Genomic DNA, 23,285 nt, shown 5'->3' with positions numbered 1-23,285 from the left:
TACGAAAGTTTGAAGATTTTTTTGATAAAGGCTGGAGACAGGCCTTCGCACAAACCAGCTAGCAGCGCAGGTTGCGACAGCGGCAAAGAGAAAAAAAGGGTACACGGTATTATTTCGCCGGATCTGCACCCGACGAAGCCTTGCCGGTGCTACTCAGATAGAGCGAGCGGAGGACGTGCGTTTTTTACGAAAGCTGGCTATCCAGGCGAGCAGCGGGCCGATGAGCATACCCAGAAGCAATGCAAGGACGACGGGCAGCGCCAACGGAAGGTCGGGCGCAGACCAGCCAAAGAAGTTCATGGCAACGGCCTGTCGATTTTCAAGCACGAATACTACGGTTGCCAACGCAACCAGCAACACGGCGACAGAAAAAATGACTCTTTTGAAGATACGCATCTGGTGATCCTGTGATTGACGGCCTTAAAAGCCCTCTTCTTCGTCCTCGTTGACCCTGTCTCGCAGCTCCTTGCCCGGCTTGAAATGCGGGACAAACTTGCCATCGAGGCTGACCGACTGGCCGGTCTTCGGGTTACGCCCTACTCGCGGTGCGCGGTAATGCAGGGAAAAGCTGCCAAACCCCCGAATTTCTATCCGGTCACCGGTTGCCAGGCACTGAGACATTTGTTCAAGCATGGTCTTGATGGCCAGCTCGACATCCTTGGATGAGAGCAGCCCTTGATGGGTGACAATTCGTTCGATCAACTCCGACTTCGTCATATTTTTCCCTTCTTTTTCAAGCAGCTAGATCAGCGCTCCGAAGGTTTTAGCATGACCGGAAGAATTTGAACAGCCCATGTATTGACTTATGTTTAGCATTGTCAACCGCGCATAAACATATTGCAGGCGCGTTACACACCAAAGGGCTGGGAAGCAGGCATGACAGGGCTGAACAGCAGGCATGAAAAAGGGCGACCGAAGTCGCCCTTTTTTTGGTCAAGCAGAACTTAGTTCTGTTTTTCCATTTGCGCGCGCAGCAGGTCACCAATAGTGGTTGGACCAGTGCTTTCAGCAACTTCAGGCTTGCTACGCAGGCTCTGGATTGCTTCTTTCTCGTCTTCAACGTCTTTCGACTTGATGGACAAGCTGATTACGCGGCTCTTGCGGTCAACGCTGATGATCTTGGCTTCGATCTCTTCGCCTTCCTTCAGAACGTTACGCGCGTCTTCAACGCGGTCACGGCTGATTTCAGAAGCCTTGAGGGTCGCTTCGATGTCGTCGGCCAGGGTGATGATGGCGCCTTTGGCGTCAACTTCTTTAACGATACCGCGAACGATAGCGCCCTTGTCATTGACAGTGACGTACTCGGAGAACGGATCGCTTTCCAGCTGCTTGATACCCAGCGAGATGCGCTCACGCTCAGGATCAACCGACAGGATCACAGTGTCGAGCTCGTCGCCCTTCTTGAAGCGACGTACGGCTTCTTCGCCCACTTCGTTCCAGGAGATGTCGGACAGGTGAACCAGACCGTCGATGCCGCCGTCCAGACCAATGAAGATACCGAAATCGGTGATCGACTTGATGGTGCCGGAGATTTTATCGCCCTTGTTGAACTGGCCAGAGAAATCTTCCCATGGGTTGGATTTGCACTGCTTGATGCCGAGGGAGATACGACGACGCTCTTCGTCGATGTCCAGAACCATGACTTCCACTTCGTCGCCAACCTGAACGACTTTCGACGGGTGGATGTTCTTGTTGGTCCAGTCCATTTCGGAAACGTGTACCAGGCCTTCCACGCCTTCTTCCAGCTCTGCGAAGCAGCCGTAGTCGGTCAGGTTGGTAACACGCGCGGTAACGCGGGTGCTTTCCGGGTAACGAGCCTTGATAGCAACCCATGGGTCTTCACCCAGTTGCTTCAGACCCAGGGAAACACGATTGCGCTCGCGATCGTACTTCAGAACCTTTACATCGATCTCATCGCCAACGTTGACGATTTCCGATGGATGCTTGATACGCTTCCAGGCCATGTCGGTGATGTGCAGCAGGCCATCGACGCCACCCAGATCGACGAATGCGCCGTAATCGGTGAGGTTCTTGACGATACCTTTGACTTGCTGACCTTCCTGCAGGGACTCGAGCAGAGCTTCGCGCTCGGCACTGTTCTCGGCTTCCAGGACACTGCGACGGGAAACGACAACGTTGTTGCGCTTCTGGTCCAGCTTGATGACCTTGAACTCGAGCTCTTTGCCTTCCAGGTGAGTCGTGTCACGCACAGGGCGGACGTCAACCAGAGAACCAGGCAGGAACGCACGGATGCCGTTAACGTCGACAGTGAAGCCGCCTTTAACCTTACCGTTGATAACGCCCTTGACCACTTCTTCAGCTGCGAAAGCCGCTTCCAGAACGATCCAGCACTCGGCACGCTTGGCTTTTTCGCGGGACAGCTTGGTTTCGCCAAAGCCATCTTCGACCGCGTCCAGCGCAACGTGAACTTCATCACCGATCTTGATGGTCAGCTCGCCAGCGTCGTTGTGGAACTGCTCCAGCGGGATGAGGCCTTCAGATTTCAGACCGGCGTGAACCGTAACCCAACCTGCCTGGTAGTCGATATCCACGATGATCGCGGTGATGATCGAACCGGCCTGAAGGTTGAGGGTCTTTAGGCTTTCTTCAAAAAGTTCTGCAAAGCTTTCGCTCATTTTAATTCCTGTTGATCAAGGGCGAAGGATACGCCCATCTGCCACGCTCCAGACAACGTGGGTTTCGTTCAAGTAAAAGAAAACGTGCGGGACTATGACTGGTCTCCCACATGCTTCTTCGTCACCCGGCAATATCGCGAAGCGCGATTTCGCTCAGAATGCGTTCCAGCACCTGCTCGATGGACAACTCAGTGGAATCCAGCTGTATGGCGTCGTGCGCCGGCTTGAGCGGCGCTACCGCTCGCTGGGTGTCACGCTCGTCGCGCGCACATATCTCATCTAGCAGACTCGACAGACTAACATCATCGCCCTTGGCCTTCAACTGCAAGTAACGACGGCGCGCACGCTCCTCGGCACTGGCGGTGAGGAATATCTTCAGCGGTGCATCCGGAAACACGACAGTTCCCATGTCGCGGCCGTCCGCAACCAGGCCCGGTTCTTCCTGGAAAGCACGCTGGCGCAACAGCAGGGCATCACGCACCGCAGGCAGGGACGCCACTTGCGAAGCACCGCTGCCGATCTGCTCGTTGCGAATCGCATGCGTCACATCTTCGCCCTCAAGAATAATGCGCTGGCCCTGCCCTTCTTTGGTCGCTTCGAACTGAACATCCAGATGCGCGGCAAGCAGCTTGAGCGCCTCTTCATTGGTCAGGTCGACACCATGATTGCGCGCAGCGAAGGCCAGCAGGCGGTAGAGCGCACCGGAATCAAGCAGGCACCAGCCAAGTCTCCTGGCCAGCAATCCTGCAACCGTGCCTTTTCCGGAACCGCTCGGTCCGTCGATGGTAATAACGGGGGGTTTGATCTTCACTTTTTGTCCTCTTGCGCTACACGCATACCGACTTGAGCGCACAGCGCCAGAAAATGGGGAAATACTGTGGCGGCATCCGCGCAATCGTGAATACGGATGGGCGCCGAAGCCCGTAATGATGCAACGCGAAACGCCATGACAATACGCGGGTCGCCGCGAGCATCGATCTCGCCACCGCCCGGCATACCGCCTTCAATAATGATGCCATCCAGTACCGGCTCGACGTCGATGCCAAGTGCCAGCAGACCGTCGGCCATCAGTTTTACGCACTCTGCCTCATTGGCCTGCAATGCTTGTGCGCCGCGCAGAATGGTACGCCCTTCTGCGAAGGCTGCGGCAACAAGCAACACGGGAAAGCTGTCCAGGGCGATCGGTACGAGCGCTTCGGGGATGTCAGCGCCTTTCAGGCGCGCTGAACGCACGTGCACATCGGCCAGTGATTCGCCCGCCAGTTCGCGGACATTCTGCAGCACGATATCCGCACCCATGAGGCGCAGGACATCGATGGCGCTGGCACATGCAGGGCTGACACCCACATCTTCGAGAAGCAGGTCACAGTCTTCGCCAATGGATACGGCAACCATGAAAAGCACTGCCGAAGACACATCGACCGGCCCCTTGATGGCATGGCTGACACCATCACCGGAACGAACGCGCGCAACCGGATCTTCAATAGCAGGAGTTTCGACACGGGCGCGGCTGGCGAGTATCCGGCCAAAATGTTCACGGGCCGCCTTGGCACGGGTGAATACCTCCAGCAACTGTGGACCATCACCTGCATCCACAGCGTTACGCAAGGCATCCAGATCACTGCGGAACGTGTCGAGAGTGCGTAACACGGCCTCGCGATTAGCCATGAAGATGTCATGCCACATGGTCGGATCGCTGCCTGCAATCCGCGTAAAATCACGAAAACCGCCAGCGGCGTATCTGAAGATTTCCAGATTTTCGTTACGTTTGGCCAGCGAGTCGACCAGACCGAAGGCCAGCAAATGAGGCAGATGGCTGGTGGCAGCCAGTACTTCATCATGGCGCTCGACCGGCATATGCTCGACGTCGGCACCCAGCGCCGCCCACAGCTGGTGAACAATGGCGACGGCGTGCGGGTCGGTCTCGGGCAGTGGTGTCAAAATCACTTTATGACGCCGAAATAACGCGGCATTGGACGCCTCCACTCCGCTCTGCTCGGAACCGGCAATCGGATGCCCGGGCACGAAACGCGGCGGTACATCGCCGAACGCCTGACGCGCAGCCCGGACCACGTTACCTTTGGCACTGCCGACATCGGTCAGAATGGCATTGCCAAGCTGCATGGACGCGAGCAATGCCAGCAGTTTTTCCATCGCCAGTATCGGAACCGCGAGCTGAATGACGTCGGCGCCGCAACAAGCAGTCGCGAGATCCGCTTCGCAGCGATCAACGACGCCCAGCTTCACCGCCAGCGCGCGCGATTGCGCATCAAGATCGACGCCAACCACTTCACGGCACAGGCCGCTCTCGCGAACGCCCTTGGCAAAAGACCCGCCAATCAACCCGAGCCCCACCACCACCAGACGGCCGATAACAGGCTTGGCCGGTCGACCTGAAATCACTTCAACCACGCGCGCGCACCCGACAACCCGGCAGGACAGAAAACAAATCGCTCATGACCTGCCTCCTCAAAGGACTGCTTTCGGGTAGGACCCAAGCACCTTCAAGGCAACCGCTTCACTGCCGATCTTCTCCAGCACCGCCTTGACCAGCGGGTCCTGATGATGCCCAACGAAGTCGATGAAGAATACATAGGTCCATTTACCGCTACGCGACGGACGGGTCTCGATACGCGTCAGGTCCAGGCCACTTTCGTGGAATGGCACCAGCAATTCATGCAGAGCGCCCGGCTTGTTGCTCATCGAGACAATGATCGACGTCTTGTCATCGCCGGTAGGCGGAACTTCCTGATTGCCGATGATGAGGAATCGCGTGGAGTTGTCCGGACGGTCTTCGATCTTTTCCGCCAGACGGGTCAGGCCGTAGAGCCCGGCCGCCATATCACCGGCGATGGCCGCGGAGTTCCATTCACCCTTGACCCGCTTCGCCGCCTCGGCATTGCTGGCCACGGCGACACGCTCGACATTCGGGTAATGCGCGTCCAGCCACTTGCGGCACTGGGCCAGCGACTGAGCATGAGAGTAGATACGCGAGATGCTTTGCGTCTTGGTGCTTTCGCCCACCAGCAAGTGGTGGTGAATACGCAACTCGACTTCGCCGCAAATCACCATGTCGTGTTCAAGAAAGCTGTCGAGCGTGTGGTTGACCGCACCTTCGGTGGAGTTTTCCACCGGGACCACGCCAAAATTCACCGCACCGGCAACCACTTCGCGAAACACTTCGTCGATAGCCGCCATCGGCAGACTGATGACCGCATGCCCGAAATGCTTCATGGCAGCAGCTTGGGTAAAGGTACCCTCCGGACCGAGATAGGCGACTTTGAGCGGCTGCTCAAGGGCGAGGCAGGAAGACATGATCTCGCGGAACAGCCGCGCCATCTCTTCATTACTCAATGGACCACGGTTACGGTCCATGACCCGCCGAAGCACAGCAGCTTCGCGCTCCGGGCGATAGAACACCGGCACTTCGCCCTCAGCCAGCGAGGACATTTTCACGCGAGCCACTTCCTGAGCGCAGCGAGCACGCTCGCTGATCAATTCCAGAACTTTCTCATCGAGGCTGTCGATACGGACGCGAAGCGCCTTCAGTTCTTGCTCGGACATCAGCCGTGCTCCTTCTCGAAGTCTTTCATGTAGGTGACCAGTGCGTTGACCGCATTGAGATCGACCGCATTATAGATGGACGCGCGCATGCCACCGACCGAACGGTGGCCCTTCAGGTTGAGCAAGCCGTTGGCATCGGCTCCCGCCAGAAACGGCTTGTCGAGGCGGTCGTCGGCGAGACGGAACGGGACATTCATCCACGAGCGGTCAGGCTTGTTGATCGGGTTGCTGTACAACCCGCTGGCATCGATGAAGTCGTACAGCGTGCGCTGTTTGATGTCATTCAGCTTGCCGATCGCCTCGACACCGCCCTGCTCTTTCAGCCACTCGAAGACCAGCCCCGATAGATACCAGGCCAGGGTCGGCGGCGTGTTGTACATCGAGCCGTTGTCGGCAGCGACCTTGTAGTTGAGCATGGTCGGGCACAGTGAACGTGCACGGCCCAGCAGGTCTTCGCGAATGATCACCACTACGATACCGCTCGGGCCGATATTCTTCTGCGCACCGGCGTAAATCATCCCGAAGCGCGAGATATCCACCGGACGCGAGAGAATGTCAGAGGACATATCGGCAACCAGCGGCACGTCTCCGGTTTCCGGGATCCAGTTGAACTCAAGACCACCGATGGTCTCGTTCGGCGCGTAATGCACGTAGGCCGCGTCCCTGGACAGCTTCCACTCGTTCTGGCCGGGAATGGCGAAGTAATCGTAGGCCTTGGCGCTGGCAGCGACATTGACAGCGCCGTAGCGCGAGGCTTCCTCGATTGCCTTCTGCGACCAGATACCGGTGTCGATGTAATCGGCTTTGCCGTCCTCGGGCAACAGGTTCAGCGCGATCTGCGCGAACTGCTGGCTGGCGCCGCCTTGCAGGAACAGCACTTTGTAATGAGAGGGAATGGACAGCAAATCGCGAAAATCCTGCTCGGCCTTGGTCGCGATGGAGACGAACTCGTCGCTGCGGTGGCTCATCTCCATGACCGAAAGGCCCTTGCCGTGCCAGTCGAGGAGCTCCGCCTGGGCACGCAGCAGAACAGCTTCAGGAAGCGCAGCAGGACCTGCGCAGAAGTTAAAGGCTCGCTTGCTCATATCCACTCTCGTCAAATACGTTGGGTCTGTACGTGCTTGTTTCTGGATGCTGCATCACGAGCAGGCAGCCGCCAAAGCGGTCGGCAGCTCGTGACGGGAATTCTGATCCGGCTCAGGCAGGCCGAATACCGCAAGGGCTGGACTTGCCTGTAATGCGGTTGCAATCACAGACGAGCCAGCCCTTACCTGATTTACGTTATAACTCAGTTCTGCGGTTCGTCTTCGTCCGCTGCTGCGTCTGCCTGCAGGTCTTCACCCGCATCATCAGCGTCGCCGTCGACAACGTCGGCAATCACACCGTCAACAAGCTCTTCACCCTCAAGCTCTTCACCTTCGACTTCCGACGGCTCCTGAACGCGCTCCAGACCGACCAGCTTCTCGTCGCTGGCCAGCTTGATAAGGGTCACACCCTGAGTGTTACGCCCCAGACTGGAGACCTCGCCGACACGCGTACGAACCAAGGTGCCCTGGTCGGAAATCAGCATGATTTCCTCGCCATCGAGCACCTGCACCGCACCGACCAGACGACCGTTACGCTCGTTGCTGACCATGGCGATCACACCCTGGCCGCCACGCTTGTACTCGGGGAACTCGGAAATCGCAGTGCGCTTGCCGAAACCACGCTCGGAGGCGGTGAGAATCTGGCTGCCTTCTTCCGGGATCAGCATCGAAATCAGCTTCTGGCCTTCCGGCAGACGCATGCCGCGCACACCGCGAGCGGTACGGCCCATGGCGCGTACATCGGATTCCTTGAAGCGGGTCACCTTGCCGCCGTCGGAGAACAGCATGATTTCCTGTTCACCATCGGTGATGGCCGCAGAAATCAGGATGTCGCCTTCGTCCAGCTCAAGGGCGATCAGGCCGACGCTACGCTGACGGCTGAAGGCCACCAGCGGGGTCTTCTTGACGGTGCCGTTGGCCGTGGACATGAAGATGAACGGAGCCTTCTTCTTGTCGGCAGCCTTGATGCGGGCCTTGCGCTCTTCTTCGGTCTCGCTGCTGTTTTCTGCGTCGTCCAGCTCGCCTTCGAGGGCTTCGCCTTCTTCGTCGGCACGCTTGCGCATGGCTTCGAGGTCGACCGGCAGCATGGTGGTGATGTATTCACCTTCGCTCAACGGCAACAGATTGACCAGCGGACGACCACGGGCAGCGCGGGACGCTTCCGGAATCTCGTAAGTCTTGAGCCAGTACACCTTGCCCTTGCTGGAGAACATCAGCAGCGTGGTATGGCTATTGGCGACCAGCAGGTGAGCGATGTAATCCTCATCCTTGATGCCGGTGGCCGACTTGCCCTTGCCGCCGCGACGCTGCGCCTGATAGACCGCCAGTGGCTGAGTCTTGGCATAGCCGCCATGGGAGATGGTAACGACGCGCTCTTCTTCGGTGATCAGGTCGCCCAGGGTCAGGTCAAGGCGTGCATCGAGAATCTCGGTGCGGCGCGCATCGCCGTATTCGGAGCGGATCAGTTCCAGCTCTTCGCGGATCACTTCCATCAGGCGCGTGGCGCTGTTCAGGATGCGGATCAGCTCGCCTATCTGGTTCAGGATTTCCTGATATTCGCCGAGCAGCTTTTCATGCTCCAGACCGGTCAGACGGTGCAGACGCAATTCCAGAATGGCCTGCGCCTGTTCCGGCGACAGGAAATACTTGCCTTCACGCAGACCGTATTGCGGATCGAGGTTCTCGGGGCGGCACGAATCGGCACCGGCACGCTCGACCATCTCGACCACTGCGCTCGATTCCCAAGGCGTCTTGATCAGCGCTTCCTTGGCTTCGGCAGGTGTCGGCGAAGCCTTGATCAGCGCGATGACTGGATCGATGTTGGACAGCGCAACGGCCTGACCTTCAAGGATGTGGCCACGCTCACGCGCCTTGCGCAGCTCGAATACGGTACGACGGGTCACTACTTCGCGACGGTGACGGACGAACGCTTCCAGCAGATCCTTGAGGTTCAGAATGCGTGGACGACCGTCGATCAGGGCAACGATGTTGATACCGAAAACGCTTTGCAACTGGGTCTGGGCATAAAGGTTGTTGAGGACAACCTCAGGCACTTCGCCACGACGCAGCTCGATGACGACGCGCATACCGTCCTTGTCGGACTCGTCGCGCAGCTCGGTGATGCCTTCGAGTTTCTTTTCCTTGACCAGCTCGGCGATCTTCTCGATCAGACGCGCCTTGTTAAGCTGGTAAGGCAGTTCGGTGATGACGATCTGCTGACGACCGCCGACCTTGTCGATGTCTTCAACGATGGAGCGGGCACGCATGTAAATGCGTCCACGGCCAGTGCGGTAGGCTTCGATGATGCCCGCGCGACCGTTGATGATCGCCGCCGTCGGGAAGTCCGGGCCGGGGATGTACTGCATCAATTCGTCGATCGTCAACTCGGGGTTGTCGATCAGCGCCAGACAGCCGTCGATGACTTCACCAAGGTTGTGCGGCGGAATGTTGGTCGCCATGCCCACGGCGATACCGCTGGAGCCGTTGACCAGCAGGTTGGGAATACGGGTCGGCATGACCGCAGGGATCATTTCGGTGCCGTCGTAGTTCGGCACCCAGTCGACGGTTTCCTTATGCAGGTCGGCCAGCAGCTCGTGAGCCAGCTTGGTCATGCGCACTTCGGTGTATCGCATGGCCGCCGCATTGTCGCCGTCGACCGAACCGAAGTTGCCCTGGCCGTCTACCAGCAGGTAGCGCAGCGAGAATGGCTGAGCCATACGTACGATGGTGTCGTACACGGCAGTGTCGCCGTGCGGGTGATACTTACCGATTACGTCACCAACCACACGGGCGGATTTCTTGTACGGCTTGTTCCAGTCGTTACCCAGCTCGCTCATTGCGAACAACACGCGCCGGTGCACGGGCTTCAAGCCGTCGCGCGCATCGGGCAGTGCTCGACCGACGATCACGCTCATTGCGTAGTCGAGGTAGGACTGCTTCAGCTCGTCTTCGATATTGACCGGGAGGATTTCTTTGGCCAGTTCGCCCATGAGAAGCCTGATTCCTTTTTCTGGTGAAACCTCATAAACCCATTCGGGATTTACGAAGCTCGCCGCTGCCAGCATTTGCAGGCAGCGACTTACGACAAATCAACGAGTTATGCCATGCATCTACGCAGTAGGGGCGACCATTGTCAGCGCCCCCGGAAACCGCCGGATGTTACCACAATCGCGGAGGTGCTCACATCCTTTGCAGGCGCTGAAAACGAGCCACCTACGCACAAGTCGCCTGAGAGACGCTTACAGGCCCGCGCAGCCGCTTCAGTCAAGCGGCCACGCGTGAGCCATGCAGATCAGTGCAGGTGTTTGCGACTCATCAACTGGGCCATTCGCGCGGTGTCGGGACGCTCGACAATGCCCTTCTCGGTCACGATGGCATCGATCAGGTCTGCCGGCGTCACGTCGAACACCGGATTGAAGGCCTCGACATTCGCTCCGACCCGCCGCCCACCGACTTCAAGCAGCTCACGACCGTCGCGCTCCTCGATAACGATGTCATCGCCACTGGCCATGTCCATATCAATGGTCGAGCTGGGTGCCACCACCATGAAGCGCACGCCATGGTGCATCGCAGCGACCGCCAGTTGGTAGGTGCCGATCTTGTTTGCCACGTCGCCATTGGCGGTGATGCGGTCCGCGCCTACGATCACCCAGGTGATGCCTTTGGTACGCATCAGGTGCGCGGCGGCGGAATCTGCGTTGAGGGTGACCGGGATGCCTTCGTTGGCCAGTTCCCAGGCGGTCAGTCGCGAACCCTGCAACCACGGCCGGGTTTCATCGGCATAGACGCGCTCGATCATGCCTTCCAGGTGCGCCGCGCGAATCACGCCCAGCGCCGTGCCGAAACCGCCGGTGGCGAGCGCACCGGTATTGCAGTGGGTCAGAACGGTCTGCAGATTGCCCTGATGCCTGCGGATCAGGTCAGCGCCCAGCTGCGCCATGGTCAGATTGGCTTCGCGGTCACTCAGATGGATCGCTATCGCTTCGGCTTCCAGAGCAACCAGCGGGTCGTCTCCGTCCTTTACCCGCAACAGGCGGTCGCGCATGCGGTTCAACGCCCAGACCAGATTGACTGCGGTCGGACGCGAATCGGTCAGCATCAGGAAATCCTCTTCCAGTGCTGCGTACCAGTCTCCGCCTTCGGCAATCCGCGCACGGGCACTGAGCACCGCGCCATAGGCAGCACTGATGCCGATGGCTGGCGCGCCGCGCACTACCATCGTGTGAATGGCCTCGGCAACCCCTTGCGCAGTGGTGTAGGGGTGCCAGATTTCCTCGAACGGCAGTACCCGCTGATCCAGCAGGTAGAGAGTGTTGTCTCGCCAATCGATGGCCTTTACTTTCTCCGCAGCCAACAGTCGATCGCGCATCGCCAACTCCATCTTGAACATCCGAAACCCAGCATCAAAAGCCGCTGATTATAGCGAGCCGTCCGCGAAGACGCTCGGGTATACTTCGTCATCAACGTAATAAGCTCTGGAAACCTTCTCATGCCTAACGCCACGCCACCGCTCGACCTTTTGCTCCTGCCCTCCTGGCTGGTGCCGGTCGAGCCCGCAGGCGTGGTACTCAAGGACCATGGCATCGGCATTCGCGACGGCTGTATCGCCTATATAGGTCCGCGGGCCGAGGCCTTGCGGCAGAGCGCCGCAGAGATCCGGGAGCTGCCCGGCATGCTGCTCAGCCCCGGCCTGATCAACGCCCACGGTCATGCGGCGATGACCCTGTTTCGCGGCCTGGCCGACGACCTTCCACTGATGACCTGGCTGCAGGACCATATCTGGCCCGCCGAGAGCAAATGGGTCGATGAAGACTTCGTACGGGACGGTACCGATCTGGCCATCGCCGAACAGCTCAAGGGCGGCATCACCTGTTTCTCGGACATGTATTTCTACCCAAAAGTGGCTGCCGAGCGGGTTCACGCCAGCGGCATGCGCGCGCAAATCACTGTTCCGGTGCTGGACTTCCCGATTCCGGGGGCCCGCACCACCGAAGAAGCCCTGCACAATGGCATAGAGCTGTTCAACGACCTCGCCCATCACCCACGTATCAAGATCGCCTTTGGCCCGCATGCGCCTTATACCGTCGGTGACGAAAACCTGGAAAAGGTCCGGGTCATTGCCGACGAACTCGACGCCATGATCCAGATGCACGTTCACGAGACCGCGTTCGAAGTAGAACAGGCGGTCGAGCAGCGTCAGGAGCGCCCTCTCGCCCGCCTGCACCGCCTGGGCATGCTCGGCCCGCGCTTCCAGGCCGTACACATGACGCAGATCAACGATGATGACCTGGAACTGTTGGTGGAAAGCAACTCCAGCGTGATCCATTGCCCCGAGTCCAACCTCAAGCTGGCCAGTGGTTTCTGTCCGGTGGAGCGACTATGGCAGGCTGGTGTGAACGTTGCAGTGGGCACCGACGGCGCAGCCAGCAACAACGATCTCGACCTGCTCGGCGAAACCCGCACCGCGGCGCTGCTCGCCAAGGCCGTCGCCGGTTCGGCCACGGCGCTGGATGCCCACCGGGCCTTGCGCATGGCCACCCTGAATGGCGCGCGTGCACTGGGCCTGCAGGACGAAACCGGCTCACTGGAACTCGGCAAGGCTGCCGACATGGTCGCTTTCGATTTGTCGAGGCTGGCCCAGCAACCGATCTATGATCCGGTATCCCAGCTTATATATGCCACCGGCCGCGATTGCGTGAGCCACGTCTGGGTTGCTGGAAAGCAACTGCTCGACGACAGCCGCCTGACCCGAATGGACGAACAGGCCCTGTGCGAGACTGCGATTGCCTGGGGCAGGCGCATTGCCGGCAAGTCCGAATAACCGCAGCCGGATCGAACACATGACGGTCAGGCTTATCTATAGCCTGACTGATGAAAACGAATTTTGAGTTCAAGAGGGACACCCATGAGCAACGTCGACCGCGCAGAAATCGCCAAATTCGAGGCCCTGGCCCATCGCTGGTGGGACCGCGAGAGCGAATTCAAGCCGCTGCATGACATCAACCCGCTGCGCGTCAACTGGATCGACGAGCGCGTCAATCTGGCCGGCAAAAAGGTTCTGGACGTCGGCTGCGGCGGCGGCATTCTCAGCGAAGCAATGGCGCTGCGTGGCGCGACCGTGACCGGCATAGACATGGGCGAGGCACCGCTGGCAGTCGCCCGACTGCACCAGCTGGAGTCAGGCGTCAGCGTCGAGTACCGGCAGATCACCGCCGAAGACATGGCCGAAGAAATGCCCGAGCAGTTCGATGTGGTGACGTGCCTTGAAATGCTTGAGCACGTGCCCGACCCCTCCTCGGTGATCCGCGCTTGCTACCGCATGGTGAAGCCTGGCGGCCAGGTGTTCTTCTCGACCATCAACCGCAACCCCAAGGCTTATCTGTTCGCGGTGGTCGGCGCGGAATACATTCTCGGTCTGCTGCCCCGCGGCACCCATGACTTCAAGAAATTCATTCGTCCGTCGGAACTGGGCGCCTGGAGCCGCGATGCGGGCCTTGAAGTCAAAGACATCATCGGCCTGACCTACAATCCGCTGACCAAGCATTACAAACTGGCTTCCGACGTTGGCGTCAACTACATGATCCAGACTCTGCGGGAGGCATAAGCCATGCGCTTGAGAGCGGTCTTATTTGACATGGACGGCACTTTGCTCGACACCGCGCCGGACTTCATCGCCATTGCACAGGCGATGCTGGCTGACCGCGGCCTTCCCGCAGTACCGGACAAACGGATTCGCGACGAGATATCAGGGGGCGCCAAGGCCATGGTCGCCGCGACCTTTGCGATGTCTCCCGACAAGCCAGAGTTTGAGGCATTGCGCCTGGAGTTTCTGGAGCGCTACCAGCGCGACTGCGCCGTTCACAGCACGTTGTTCGACGGCATGCCCGAGCTGCTGGCCGACATCGAAAAGGCCGGTCTGATCTGGGGCGTCGTGACCAACAAGCCGGTGCGTTTCGCCCAGCCGATCATGGAACGACTCAAGCTGTCCGAGCGTTCGGCCGTGCTGATCTGCCCGGATCACGTCACGCACAGCAAACCGCACCCTGAACCGATGATTCTGGCCTGCAAGATGCTCGACCTGGACCCGGCCAGCGTCCTGTTCGTCGGCGATGACCTGCGCGACATCGAATCCGGGCGGGATGCAGGCACCCGAACCGCTGCGGTGCGCTACGGCTACATCCACCCCGAGGACAATCCGGATCACTGGGGCGCAGATGTCGTCGTCGATCATCCACTGGAACTGCGCAAGGTGCTGGACAACGCGCTGTGCAGCTGTTGAACAGCACACCAACACGTGAGGCCTTACATGTTTGACTATTCCGCCCGCCCCGGACTGCTGGAAGACCGGATCATTCTGGTGACCGGAGCCGGTCGTGGCATCGGCGCCGCGGCTGCCCGACACTACGCAGCCCTTGGTGCAACCGTCTTGCTGTCGGGCAAGACCGAAGCCAATCTGGACCGGGTCGGCGAGCAGATCAAAGCCGCCGGCCAGCCACAGCCAATGGTCATTGCGTTCGATCTGGAAAGCGCCGGACCGACCCAGTATCGCGATCTGGCGATAATGATAGAAAACAAATTCGGCCGCCTCGACGGCCTTCTGCACAACGCGTCGATCATTGGCCCGCGTACCCCGCTGGAGCAATTCCCCGGCGAAGACTTCATCCAAGTCATGCACGTCAACGTCAACGCCACGTTCCTGCTGACCCAGGCACTGCTGCCCTTGCTCAAACGCTCGGCAGATGCCTCGATAGCCTTCACGTCCAGCAGTGTCGGCCGCAAGGGGCGCGCGCAATGGGGCGCCTATGGCGTATCGAAGTTCGCCACCGAAGGCCTGATGCAGACCCTGGCGGACGAACTGAAGGGCGTCACGACGGTTCGCGCCAATAGCATCAACCCCGGCGCGACTCGCACTGACATGCGCGCATTGGCCTACCCGGACGAGAACCCGCTGAACAATCCGACACCCGACGAGATCATGCCGGTTTACCTGTACCTGATGGGACCGGACAGCAAAGGTATCAACGGACAGGCTCTGAATGCCCAGTAACTTGAATACAACGCAGATGACAGGCATGCCGAATTGCAGCTCGAACAGGGTCAGAAAACTGGCGCTGTCAGACAGTCAGAGTTTGCCAAGCCATTGATTTTTAATATCCCCGTATAACTGAACCGAACGACCGGAGTGTCGCTCTAACCCAGCCAAGCCAGCGATATGTGCTGAGGAGCGATGAGATGAGTTGTCCTGACCAGACCCATGCGATCGATTTCGATACGGCTGAACTGCAGCGACTCGGCTTTCGAAATCGGCCCAATGCAGTACTGCCACCCCCGTCACTGCCCGAGCTGGTTTACCAGCTCGGGCGTCAACTGCAAACCAGCCTGGAAGCAGAGCGGATACTCACGCTGTTCTATCAGGGCGTACAACGACTTCTGCCCCTGAGCGGCCTGGTCTATCGTCACGTTGAAAGCGACTTGCACCTGCGCCTGGGCGAAACCTCGTGCCACAGGACCAATTTCCGCCTGTGTCACGAAGGCGAGTGTATAGGCGAGGTGGAATTCCAAAGCACGCAACCTTTTGACAGCCGCCAGTTGAGTGATATGGAGTCACTGCTGGTCTGCCTGCTGTACCCGCTGCTTAACGCGCTTTTGTACCGCATTGCCACTCAGAGCGCGCTTCGGGATCCGCTGACCAATGCCGGCAATCGCATTGCAATGGATCAGAGTCTGGACCGGGAAATCGAAGTATCGCGCCGTCACAAGCAGCCGTTATCGTTGCTGATGCTGGATATCGATCATTTCAAGCGAGTGAACGACGATTACGGTCATTACACGGGCGATGAAGTACTGAAAACAGTCGCGCACAGCCTGAAAGCACAGCTACGCAATATCGACCGGGTGTTCCGCTACGGCGGAGAAGAGTTTGTCGTCATTCTGTCGAACACCAGCGCCGACGCGGCCCAGATGGTCGGCGAGCGACTGCGCGGGGCGGTTCGCAGCCTTGAGTTTCGCGAGCTGGATCCGGCGCTGAACATGACGGTCAGCCTTGGCTGCTCGACACTGCTACCAACGGAAACCGCCGACAGCCTGCTGCGCCGCGCCGACAACGCGCTTTACGTCGCCAAGCGTCAGGGTCGCAATTGTCTCGCCATGGCCAGCTAGCAACACCCCTCTGCCCTGCCTGCCCTTATACTTCCAGCGCGGCAACACGCCCGCGTGGGGACTTGGCCTTTTCCAGCTGCATGCAGCGCTCCAGAAACAGATACATATAGTCATAGCTCTTGGTGGTCGCCTGACGCAGTTCAGCCTGCAACTGTGTACCTGGATTGTTACCCACCAATGTGCAGATGATTTCCAGCGCCTCCCAAGGATGCGCATCATCGTATTGAGCATGCATCTTGAGCCATTTCATGGCTTTCTTGCGGGTCTCTTCGGGAAACGCCTCCGCGTAGACGCCCGTCGAACACACCACCGCCGACCACTCACCGGTTGCCCCTTCGATTGCGTAGTTAGTGGCCGCCATGGCAACCGCCAGCGAATCCGAAGAGCTGGTCTGCCAGCACCAGTGGCTCAACGCATGCAGCTCGGGAGCCACCCGCTGATCGTGCAGATCCTCAAGGGTTACACCATGGGCAGCGCACCAGTTCACCCAGTAGTCGGCATGATTGAGTTCAACGCGAATATTACGCATCAGCCAGCGCCGCGCCATGTCTTCACCGGGGTGACGACCAAAACGGGTCTTGGTGAGGTTCTTGGCCATGTACACCGCAAACTGCTCGACTACCGGCCATCCACCGATCAGGTACTGGCGCATGATCGCAGGACTGAGCGTGGCATCACGCATCTGCTGATACAGCTCGTGCTCGACCACGCGCGCCTTGGCAGCGCTGCAATCCTTGATCAGTTGCTGCGCCCAGGCCGGATAACTACTGGCTTCCATGAGCGGACCGGTTCTCTCGAAAGTGTCGATCACTGTGTAGCTCCTTATAAAAGGTTGCGACTGATTTAACGTAGCGTTCCTGGCGCGCCGAATATCAAGGGGTCAGGGCGTACGGGCTCAATGTACAGACTTTCACACGTAAACAGCTCGGGGCGTCCGATCAGATAGCCTTGTGCAAAATCCACGCCCATTTCCTGCAACGCAGATTCGATCTGCGGCGTTTCAACAAATTCGGCAATCGTGAGCTTGCCCATGACGTGGCCGATGTTATTGATGACCTCAACCATGGCCCGATTGATCGGGTTGTCGAGCATATCCTTTACGAAACTGCCATCAATTTTCAAAAAGTCCACTGGAAGATGCTTCAGGTACGCAAAAGAAGACATGCCGGAGCAGAAATCATCCAAAGAAAACAGGCAGCCAAGTGCTTTCAATTCGTTGATGAAGCGAATGGCACTTCCAAGGTCGGCAATGGCACTGGTCTCAGTGATTTCAAAGCAGATCATGTCAGGCGCAACACCATACGTAGCGAATTGCAGTTTAAGGTATTCGAGAAAGGTATCGTCGCCGATACTTGAACCGGACAGGTTGATGGCGCACAGCGCCTGTGGTGTCCGGTGCCGGTTATCACTGGTGCATTCAGCAATAACCTTGAACACATTGCGCACCACCCAGCGATCCAGCGTGCTCATAAGGCCGTAGCGCTCCGCCGCCGGAATAAAACTGTCCGGAGCGACCATACTCCCCGACTCGTCACGCAGTCGAAGGAGGATTTCGATATGCCGGACTCCGTCGCCGGATTCCTTGATCGATGCAATCTCCTGCGCGTAAAGACAGAAGCGATTTTCATCGATCGCCACGCGCAAACGCTGTATCCATGCCATCTCGCCAAAGCGCACCGACAGCATCAGATCGTCGACACTGTAGATCTGGACCCGGTTGCGACCCTTCTCCTTGGCCATGTAGCAGGCCATGTCGGCAGCCGACAAGGAGGCTTCCAGCGTGGCAGAATCTTCATCCAGGTGCACCAGACCGATACTGACAGTAGTCGTGAATGGTCGTCCTTTCCACATAAAATGCAGACTCTGCACAATCTGGCGCAGAACTTCGGCGATTTCGTGAGCCGTGCTCGGAGGGCAATCGACCAGCAATACGCCAAACTCATCACCGCCAAGACGTGCCAGCGTATCACCCTCGCGCAACCCTTGCGGGAGCGCCTTGCAAAGCTTGCGCAGCAGCTCGTCGCCTGCCGCATGGCCACCGGTATCGTTGACCAGCTTGAACTGATCGAGGTCGAGAAACATCAGGCAATGGCTGCCTGTGCCGATATCGTCAAGGACGCGTTGCAGCCGGTTTTCGAACTCACTGCGACTGACCAGTCCGGTCAGCGGGTCATGTGCAGCCTGCCAGGAGAGGTCAGCAATGTACTGATGCTCCTGTGTCATGTCGTGCAACACCAACACTGCACCACTGACCATCCCATCCGCGTAGATCGGCGTTCCGACCAGCGCGACCGAAACCGTGCTGCCATCAAGTCGCTGAATCAGCTTGCTGTTGGCGCTGCCACCCTTGAGTTTGCCGGAAAGTATCTGGTCGATCAGCGTCGCACTGTCCCGCTGATCGTTTTCGTCCAGCAAGTTGAATAGCGCGGCCAGCGGCAGCCCGCATGCCTGGGCGCTTTGCCAATTGGTGAGCCCCTCCGCCGCCGGGTTCATGTATACGATGGCGCCGGTCATATCCGTGCTGATAACACCATCGCCAATAGACTCAAGCGTGATCTGCGCACGTTCCTTTTCCAGCACCAGAGCGTCGGCAAACAACCTTCGCTGGGCAATGAGTCGACGCACCCGCAACAACGCCAGCAGGATCAGCAGCACGGCGGTGATCAGATTCACCGGCAACTTCAGAATGAATCGCGAGCCCTCGCCCAGCGCATCACTGAAGGCGCGGGCGGCAGGCGTGACGCTTTCGTTGATGTCGTTGATCTGCACGCGCCAGGTGGCGATCTCGGCAGGGCTGACATCACCTTGACTGACGCGGGCGTGAATCTGTCGGGCCAGGTCATCAAGCTGCAGGAGGTAGCCATCACCCACGGCCCAGAAGTGAATTGCCCGCTTCATGAAGCTGAAATCGTGAAAATTCAGGTACATCCAGATAATGCCATTCACGTCATCCGGGTGATTGCCACCCTGAATGATCGCCACCCGCGCATCAGCCAGCAATGGCGTTGGCCGGTCCAGTGCTTCACGCAGGGCGTGGCCCCCCTGCGGTATGGCAAAGGCGCGCTGATACTTCAGATAATCACGCTCATCGTGCCAGTTGGCGTACAGGCTCAGGTAATGAATGGCGTCTTTCTGGCCCTTGGACCAGAGACTTTCTCCCACGACGTAACTGCGCACGGCTGACATCGTGTAAAGGCTGACACACCCCAGTAACGCCTGAAACAGGGCGACCGCAATGAAAGGCCATACGATGCCCAGTAGACGGGGCTTGGAGAAGCTCCATGTTTGTTTCATGGGTTTCAAGTCAACATGCCTGAATAAACGTCTAGCGCAGAGACTAGGCTAAATTCGGCAATGATGGCAGTTGATTCTCCCGGAATTGAGGGCAGTCGCACGACTGTAGCGGCTTCAGGCATCAGATTTGTTGCAAATGCCCATACAGTTTTGCGTACAGACCTCCATCGGCAATCAGCTGTTGATGGTCACCGTCTTCGACGATGCGCCCGCCGTCGAAGACCAGCACGCGGTCAGCCTGCTTAACGGCGGACAGGCGATGGGCAATGATCAGGGTCGTACGGCTGCGTAGAAACTTTGTCAGCGCCTGATGCAGGTTGTATTCAGTCGCTGCGTCCAGCGCCGAGGTTGCCTCATCGAGAATCACCACCTTCGGATCAGCCAACACCATGCGGGCGATCGCCAGGCGCTGGCGCTGTCCGCCCGACAGGCGCACCCCGGAACGCCCCAACACGCTGTCCAGGCCCATGGGCATTTCACGAACGGTTGATTCCAGTTGCGCGACGTCGAGCGCCCGCCAACAGGCCTCGTCAGTGCAGTCGCGGCCCATGGTCAGGTTGGCGCGCACCGTGTCATTGAATAACGCCGGATGCTGCAGCACCACCGCGACGTTCTCCCGTACGGTCTCAAGGCCGATGTCCTGCTGACTGACTCCGCCAAAGCGAATGACCCCGGTGCGGGCGGTGTACAGCCCCAGCAGCAATTGCACCAGCGTGCTTTTGCCGCCACCGCTGGCGCCGACGATCGCGACCTTTTCGCCCGGTGCGATGTTCAGATGCAACTGGTCCAGCACAAGGTCTTCGCCGTAGCCGAAGCTCAGACCGCGCACTTCGATACCCACCGTCTCCCGCCCTTCGAACGGGTCAGCACCGCCCGCATACTGCGGCTCGTCAGCCCGGGCCAGCAGCTCGTTGATACGCGTCAGCGCACCTCCCGCCGCGTAATAGGCGTATTGCAGGTTCAGCAACTGCTCAACCGGGGTCATCATGAACCACAGGTAACTGAACACCGCCAGCATCTGGCCAATGGACAGGTCCGAGAACAGCACGGTGAGCATCGCTGCCGCGCGAAAGATATCGATGCCGAATTGAAACAGCAGTCCGCTGGCGCGTCCGGACGCATCGCTTTTCCACTGCGAATTGATTGCGTAATCGCGCACTTCCTGAGCGCACAACCCCAGACGACCAAGGAAAAAGCCCTGACGATTGCCTGCCCGCACTTCCTGAATGGCGTCCAGTGTTTCACTCAATGCCTGGGTGAAACGCGAAGTGCTGTCGTTCTCCAGTTTCTTGAGGTGCTTGACCCGCTTGCCGAGCTTCACGGTAAGCAAAATCACCAGCGGGTTGAACAGCATGATCAGCAGCGCCAGCTTCCAGTGCATCCACATCAGAATGCCCGCCGTGCCCGCCAGGGTCAGCGTGGCGACCAGCAGGCGGCTGAGGGTTTCGCCGACAAACTTGTCCAGCGTATCGAGATCCGTGACCAGGTGCGTCGTTACCGTCCCGCTGCCAAGGCTCTCATATTCACGCAGGGAAATACGCTTGAGCCGTTCGATCAGACGCAAGCGGATGCGATAGACAATGTCCTTGGACAGGCCCGCGAACAACCGCGCCTGCAACACATTGAACACCAGCGCCCCTACGCGCAGCAGCAGGGTCAGCAGTAGCATCAGGCCGATGTAACCCACGGCCTTTTGCAGGCTGTCGGGCAACAGGTGATCCATGACTTTCAACGCCGCATCGCCGCGCCCCAGCAACACCTCGTCGACCAGCAACGGCAGCAGCAACGGGATCGGCACGCTGCACAACGTGGCCAGAACCGCCACACCATTGGCAAGCCACAAGGCTTTCCTGTGGCGCAGTGCGAGGCGACGGATCTCGGCCCAGCTCAGTGAGTCGGTGCGACTGGCCGACGATCCCTCAGACACGTCTTCACTCACGGGCAGCACGCTCGAGCCAGCGGCCCAGCAGCGGCGAAAGGTCGCCGAGCGGTTGATAGCCGTTGGTCAGCAGTGCCAGTTGTCCGTTGCGCTCGGCAAGCAGGGTCGGGAACCCGGCGATGCCCAGGTCCTGCGCCCAGGAAAAATCAGCCGCCGTTGCAGACTGCTGTTCACGACTTTCGAACGCGTCAGCAAATGCCTGACGCGAAAGACCGGTCTGCTCGGCCAATTCAGCCAGCACCGAGGGAAGCGTCACGTCTCGCCCTTGGGTATAGAACGCCTGCTGAATCAGCCCGACCAGAGCCCAGGCCCGATCCGGGTCGAGATGGCGTGCGGCGGTCACCGCCAGACAGGCCGGGGTCGTGTCGTAGATGAACCCTTCAGGCAAGGCGCCTTCGTGCTGAAAAGACTGGCCGGTCGCAGCTTCGACAGCCCGCCAGTGCTCAAGAATGTAACGACGCTTGGCCGGTTCCAGCGCCACAGTCCCGGAGCGCAACCCGCCCATCACCAGATGCAGCGGCACGCCCGCCGCCCGAGCCTGCTGCACCAGCGCATCGGCAACCGGAGCGAAGCCCCAGCACCACGAGCACATAGGGTCCATCACATAGATCAGGCGGGCGGACATGGCTCAGGCCTCGGATGGCAGACGGTAGTTTCGACCGATTGGATGGGGCTGGTTACGCGCCTTGGCCAATTCGATCTGCTTTTGGCGGTCGATCGCGCTGCGGCGGGTCTTCTCGCTCAGCGAGTCCCAGCAGTATGGGCAACTGATGCCCGGCGAATAATGCTCGCTGGCGCGGTCTTCGGCGCTGATCGGTGTACGGCACGCGTGACACTGATCGTAGTCACCTTCGGTCAGGTCATGGCGCACGGTAACCCTATTGTCGAACACGAAACACTCGCCGCGCCACTGGCTTTCCTGCTCTGGCACCTCTTCCAGGTACTTGAGAATCCCGCCCTTGAGGTGATAGACCTCTTCGAAGCCCTCGCCCAGCATGTAGCTCGATGCTTTCTCGCAGCGAATGCCGCCGGTGCAGAACATGGCGACCTTCTTGTGAACCGCCGGGTCGAAATGCGCCTTGATGTAGTCCGGAAACTCACGGAACGACGTGGTCCTGGGGTCGATCGCGCCTTCGAAAGTGCCGATGGACACCTCGTAATCGTTACGGGTATCGATCAGCAGCACCTCAGGATCGGTGATCAGGTCGTTCCAGTCTTTCGGCTCGACGTAAGTGCCCACGTTCTTGTTGGGGTCGACGCCTTCGACGCCCAGGGTCACGATCTCTTTCTTGAGCTTGACCTTGGTGCGGTAGAACGGCTGCTCGTCGCAGTACGATTCCTTGTGATCGATGTCAACCATGCGCGGGTCGCTCTTCAGCCAGGCCATCAGGCCATCGATGCCCTCGCGGCTGCCGGACACCGTACCGTTGATGCCTTCTTCGGCGATCAACAGCGTGCCTTTGATGCCATTGTCGACCATGGCCTGCAACAGCGGCTCGCGCAGGGCAACGTAATCGCTGAGGGTGACGAACTTGTATAGCGCCGCTACGACGATCGGCTGAGTCATCGGCTCTTGAGTCATGCATCTCTCCAGTGGCGACCCTCGCA

At 59.0% G+C, this 23,285-nt stretch carries 19 protein-coding genes; 5 read left to right on the top strand and 14 right to left on the bottom strand.

Translation table 11 applies throughout. The annotated features are described in order from the left end of the window. Positions 1-153: 153 nt before the first annotated feature. The 9 genes from N018_RS07095 to mtnA form a co-directional block, all read right to left on the bottom strand. On the bottom strand, positions 154-396 hold the full coding sequence (locus N018_RS07095; protein WP_024644588.1) for a lipopolysaccharide assembly protein LapA domain-containing protein: 243 nt from the start codon (positions 394-396) through the stop codon (positions 154-156). A gap of 24 nt (positions 397-420) precedes the next feature. Beyond that, on the bottom strand, positions 421-717 hold the full coding sequence (gene ihfB, locus N018_RS07090) for an integration host factor subunit beta (RefSeq protein WP_002554561.1): 297 nt from the start codon (positions 715-717) through the stop codon (positions 421-423). Between the two features lie 227 nt (positions 718-944). Next, positions 945-2,636 carry a 30S ribosomal protein S1 gene (gene rpsA / locus N018_RS07085; RefSeq protein ID WP_002554562.1) on the bottom strand — a complete coding sequence of 564 codons (1,692 nt, stop codon included), beginning with the start codon at positions 2,634-2,636 and terminating at the stop codon, positions 945-947. A gap of 121 nt (positions 2,637-2,757) precedes the next feature. Further along, positions 2,758-3,447: a (d)CMP kinase gene (gene cmk, locus N018_RS07080; RefSeq protein ID WP_024644587.1), complete on the bottom strand. Its 690-nt coding sequence runs from the start codon at positions 3,445-3,447 to the stop codon at positions 2,758-2,760. Beyond that, positions 3,444-5,048: a prephenate dehydrogenase/arogenate dehydrogenase family protein gene (locus N018_RS07075; protein ID WP_025389199.1), complete on the bottom strand. Its 1,605-nt coding sequence runs from the start codon at positions 5,046-5,048 to the stop codon at positions 3,444-3,446. The genes cmk and N018_RS07075 overlap by 4 nt, the downstream gene beginning before the upstream one ends. 57 nt (positions 5,049-5,105) lie before the next feature. After that, positions 5,106-6,200 carry a prephenate dehydratase gene (gene pheA, locus N018_RS07070; protein ID WP_024644585.1) on the bottom strand — a complete coding sequence of 365 codons (1,095 nt, stop codon included), beginning with the start codon at positions 6,198-6,200 and terminating at the stop codon, positions 5,106-5,108. Continuing rightward, positions 6,200-7,285, bottom strand: a complete 1,086-nt coding sequence (serC, locus tag N018_RS07065) for a 3-phosphoserine/phosphohydroxythreonine transaminase (RefSeq protein WP_024644584.1) — start codon at positions 7,283-7,285, stop codon at positions 6,200-6,202. The genes pheA and serC overlap by 1 nt, the downstream gene beginning before the upstream one ends. Positions 7,286-7,488: 203 nt before the next feature. Then, complete coding sequence (gyrA, locus tag N018_RS07060; RefSeq protein ID WP_024644583.1) at positions 7,489-10,275, bottom strand: DNA gyrase subunit A; 2,787 nt, start codon at positions 10,273-10,275, stop codon at positions 7,489-7,491. A 302-nt stretch (positions 10,276-10,577) separates the two neighbouring features. Then, the gene (mtnA, locus tag N018_RS07055; RefSeq protein WP_024644582.1) at positions 10,578-11,654 is read right to left on the bottom strand and encodes an S-methyl-5-thioribose-1-phosphate isomerase; all 1,077 of its coding nucleotides are present in this window, start codon (positions 11,652-11,654) and stop codon (positions 10,578-10,580) included. A 120-nt stretch (positions 11,655-11,774) separates the two neighbouring features. On the opposite strand from mtnA, the gene N018_RS07050 reads away from it, so the two are divergent. From N018_RS07050 to N018_RS07030, 5 genes are all read left to right on the top strand, one after another. Further along, entirely contained in the window at positions 11,775-13,106 is a 1,332-nt protein-coding gene (locus N018_RS07050) for a TRZ/ATZ family hydrolase (protein ID WP_025389198.1), read from the top strand. 84 nt (positions 13,107-13,190) lie between these two features. Continuing rightward, complete coding sequence (gene ubiG, locus N018_RS07045; protein ID WP_025389197.1) at positions 13,191-13,889, top strand: bifunctional 2-polyprenyl-6-hydroxyphenol methylase/3-demethylubiquinol 3-O-methyltransferase UbiG; 699 nt, start codon at positions 13,191-13,193, stop codon at positions 13,887-13,889. A 3-nt stretch (positions 13,890-13,892) separates the two neighbouring features. Next, positions 13,893-14,564 (top strand): N-acetylmuramic acid 6-phosphate phosphatase MupP, encoded by a 672-nt coding sequence (gene mupP / locus N018_RS07040; RefSeq protein WP_025389196.1) that lies wholly within the window; start codon positions 13,893-13,895, stop codon positions 14,562-14,564. Positions 14,565-14,591: 27 nt separating this feature from the next. Continuing rightward, positions 14,592-15,332, top strand: coding sequence for a YciK family oxidoreductase (locus N018_RS07035; RefSeq protein WP_025389195.1), 741 nt, complete (start codon positions 14,592-14,594; stop codon positions 15,330-15,332). Between the two features lie 185 nt (positions 15,333-15,517). Further along, the gene (locus N018_RS07030; protein ID WP_025389194.1) at positions 15,518-16,444 is read left to right on the top strand and encodes a GGDEF domain-containing protein; all 927 of its coding nucleotides are present in this window, start codon (positions 15,518-15,520) and stop codon (positions 16,442-16,444) included. 25 nt (positions 16,445-16,469) lie between these two features. On the opposite strand, the gene N018_RS07025 is transcribed toward N018_RS07030, so the two are convergent. The 5 genes from N018_RS07025 to trhO form a co-directional block, all read right to left on the bottom strand. Then, on the bottom strand, positions 16,470-17,222 hold the full coding sequence (locus N018_RS07025) for a TenA family transcriptional regulator (protein ID WP_418903469.1): 753 nt from the start codon (positions 17,220-17,222) through the stop codon (positions 16,470-16,472). 65 nt (positions 17,223-17,287) lie between these two features. Then, on the bottom strand, positions 17,288-19,738 hold the full coding sequence (locus N018_RS07020; protein WP_025389193.1) for an EAL domain-containing protein: 2,451 nt from the start codon (positions 19,736-19,738) through the stop codon (positions 17,288-17,290). A gap of 121 nt (positions 19,739-19,859) precedes the next feature. Further along, entirely contained in the window at positions 19,860-21,665 is a 1,806-nt protein-coding gene (locus N018_RS07015) for an ABC transporter ATP-binding protein (protein WP_038401703.1), read from the bottom strand. Positions 21,666-21,669: 4 nt separating this feature from the next. Then, entirely contained in the window at positions 21,670-22,302 is a 633-nt protein-coding gene (locus N018_RS07010; RefSeq protein WP_025389191.1) for a DsbA family protein, read from the bottom strand. A 3-nt stretch (positions 22,303-22,305) separates the two neighbouring features. Further along, entirely contained in the window at positions 22,306-23,244 is a 939-nt protein-coding gene (gene trhO / locus N018_RS07005; protein WP_038401701.1) for an oxygen-dependent tRNA uridine(34) hydroxylase TrhO, read from the bottom strand. Positions 23,245-23,285: the final 41 nt, after the last annotated feature.

Origin of the sequence: Pseudomonas syringae CC1557, from assembly GCF_000452705.1 — a bacterium.
GTDB lineage: Bacteria > Pseudomonadota > Gammaproteobacteria > Pseudomonadales > Pseudomonadaceae > Aquipseudomonas > Aquipseudomonas syringae_F.
Note: the sequence above shows the minus strand (reverse complement) of the source record. Positions and strands in the feature narration are given on the sequence as shown.

What these genes read in the sequence shown, in the direction of transcription:
- N018_RS07095 (WP_024644588.1), bottom strand. Translation starts at nt 396, where the DNA reads ATGCGTATCTTCAAAAGAGTCATTTTTTCTGTCGCCGTGTTGCTGGTT.
- ihfB (WP_002554561.1), bottom strand. Translation starts at nt 717, where the DNA reads ATGACGAAGTCGGAGTTGATCGAACGAATTGTCACCCATCAAGGGCTG.
- rpsA (WP_002554562.1), bottom strand. Translation starts at nt 2,636, where the DNA reads ATGAGCGAAAGCTTTGCAGAACTTTTTGAAGAAAGCCTAAAGACCCTC.
- pheA (WP_024644585.1), bottom strand. Translation starts at nt 6,200, where the DNA reads ATGTCCGAGCAAGAACTGAAGGCGCTTCGCGTCCGTATCGACAGCCTC.
- serC (WP_024644584.1), bottom strand. Translation starts at nt 7,285, where the DNA reads ATGAGCAAGCGAGCCTTTAACTTCTGCGCAGGTCCTGCTGCGCTTCCT.
- gyrA (WP_024644583.1), bottom strand. Translation starts at nt 10,275, where the DNA reads ATGGGCGAACTGGCCAAAGAAATCCTCCCGGTCAATATCGAAGACGAG.
- mtnA (WP_024644582.1), bottom strand. Translation starts at nt 11,654, where the DNA reads ATGCGCGATCGACTGTTGGCTGCGGAGAAAGTAAAGGCCATCGATTGG.
- N018_RS07050 (WP_025389198.1), top strand. Translation starts at nt 11,775, where the DNA reads ATGCCTAACGCCACGCCACCGCTCGACCTTTTGCTCCTGCCCTCCTGG.
- ubiG (WP_025389197.1), top strand. Translation starts at nt 13,191, where the DNA reads ATGAGCAACGTCGACCGCGCAGAAATCGCCAAATTCGAGGCCCTGGCC.
- mupP (WP_025389196.1), top strand. Translation starts at nt 13,893, where the DNA reads ATGCGCTTGAGAGCGGTCTTATTTGACATGGACGGCACTTTGCTCGAC.
- N018_RS07035 (WP_025389195.1), top strand. Translation starts at nt 14,592, where the DNA reads ATGTTTGACTATTCCGCCCGCCCCGGACTGCTGGAAGACCGGATCATT.
- N018_RS07030 (WP_025389194.1), top strand. Translation starts at nt 15,518, where the DNA reads ATGAGTTGTCCTGACCAGACCCATGCGATCGATTTCGATACGGCTGAA.
- N018_RS07025 (WP_418903469.1), bottom strand. Translation starts at nt 17,222, where the DNA reads ATGGAAGCCAGTAGTTATCCGGCCTGGGCGCAGCAACTGATCAAGGAT.
- N018_RS07020 (WP_025389193.1), bottom strand. Translation starts at nt 19,738, where the DNA reads ATGAAACAAACATGGAGCTTCTCCAAGCCCCGTCTACTGGGCATCGTA.
- N018_RS07010 (WP_025389191.1), bottom strand. Translation starts at nt 22,302, where the DNA reads ATGTCCGCCCGCCTGATCTATGTGATGGACCCTATGTGCTCGTGGTGC.
- trhO (WP_038401701.1), bottom strand. Translation starts at nt 23,244, where the DNA reads ATGACTCAGCCGATCGTCGTAGCGGCGCTATACAAGTTCGTCACCCTC.